General features: G+C 53.3%; 1 protein-coding gene. It reads right to left on the reverse strand.

Annotation, left to right across the window (positions count from 1 at the left end; all coding sequences use genetic code 11):
• Positions 1–1,672 (reverse strand): non-ribosomal peptide synthetase (locus tag AC1TPB_RS24805; RefSeq protein WP_482078938.1); only part of this gene is annotated, 1,672 nt, incomplete at both ends.

Genomic DNA, 1,672 nt, shown 5'->3' on the forward strand with positions numbered 1-1,672 from the left:
TGGCCGTCAACGGAATGCGCTCCACTTCTACTACATACGACGGTACCATGTACTCCGGCAGGCTACGCTTCAAATGCGAACGCAATTCGGTAGCATTAAATACTCCGTTACTCACCACGTACGCGTATAGGTAAGCTTCCTCGCGCTCATCTTTTCGAGCCACGACCACCGCTTCCTTCACGTCCCTGTGCTGCAGCAGGCCGTGCACGATTTCGCTAGTCTCGATCCGGTACCCCCGGATTTTCACCTGCTCGTCGATCCTCCCTAGATACTCCAGATTCCCGTCCAGCAGCCATCTTGCAAGGTCTCCCGTCCTGTACATCCGCTCGCCTGGTTCAAACGGGTTGTCCACAAACTTCTCCGCCGTTAGCTCTGGACGGTTCAAATATCCGCGAGCCACGCCTGCACCAGCTACGTATATTTCCCCTACTACCCCTTGAGGGACAAGGTGCCCGTTCTTGTCTAGAATCACGACCGATAACGTAGGGATAGGTTTCCCGATATTGCTGATATTTGTCTGGATATCTTCACTAGTTATTTCCTTATACGTCACGTGTACGGTCGTTTCCGTTATGCCATACATGTTGATCAGAAGCGCAGCCGGATACGCCTTCGCCCACGGTTCCAGTTGTGCGGGAGAGAGCGCTTCTCCGCCGAATATCACTTTGCGGATCAACAGATTCCGCTTCATTTCCTTGTCGCACACTTCATGAATCAGACTATAGAACGCTGTAGGCGTTTGGTTCAGTATCGTCACGCGTTCGCGTTCCAACATTTCGGCGAACAACCGCGGTTCCTGCGTTGTCCGTTTCGGCACAATAACCAACTTACCTCCGTACAACAACGCACCGTACATTTCCCATACCGAGAAATCGAAGCAGAACGAATGGAACATCGTCCAGACGTCGCTCGCGCCGAAGTCGAACAGATTGCGGTCGTTAAAGAGTAGTCGCACGACGTTGCGATGCTCCACCAATGCTCCTTTCGGCTGTCCCGTCGATCCCGACGTGTAAATCACATACGCCAGATCGCTTGGAGCGCTTACTGCAGACAGATTCGCAGTGTCGCCCGCATATAGTGACACATCCGCCAAATTCAGCACGGTGCCTTCGTATTCTTGTGGCACTTCTGCGTCTCCGTATATAAGCAGAAGATCAGTGTCGCTGTCTTCCAGCATGTATGCGATCCGCTCAGCCGGGTACGTCGGATCAATTGGTAAGTACGCACCACCAGCCTTCAGAATCGCGAGAATCCCCACGATCATCTCGACCGAACGCTCCGCCATAATTCCCACGATCTCGTCGGTTCCAACGCCTCGTGCCCACAATGCATGCGCCAGTTGGTTCGCCTTCGCGTTTAGCTCGCCATACGTCAGTCGCGCAGACTCGAATACGATCGCCTCAGCATCCGGCGTCCGCTTCGCCTGCTCCTCAAACAGCATGTGGATCGACTTGTCCTTCGGATACTCCGCCTTCGTATCGTTAAATGTCTCCAGTAGTTGACGCTTCTCTTCTTCCCCTGCTAGCTCGATCTCTTCTAGCCTCATATCTGGCGTTTCTACGATCTGCTTCACGATTGTCGCCAGATGTTTGCCCATCCGCTCAACCGTTTCCTTCTTGAACAGCGCCGTACTGTATTCCCAGTCGAAATACAGTCGCCCTTCCTGCTCAAC

Source organism: Paenibacillus sp. Y951, from assembly GCF_056786395.1.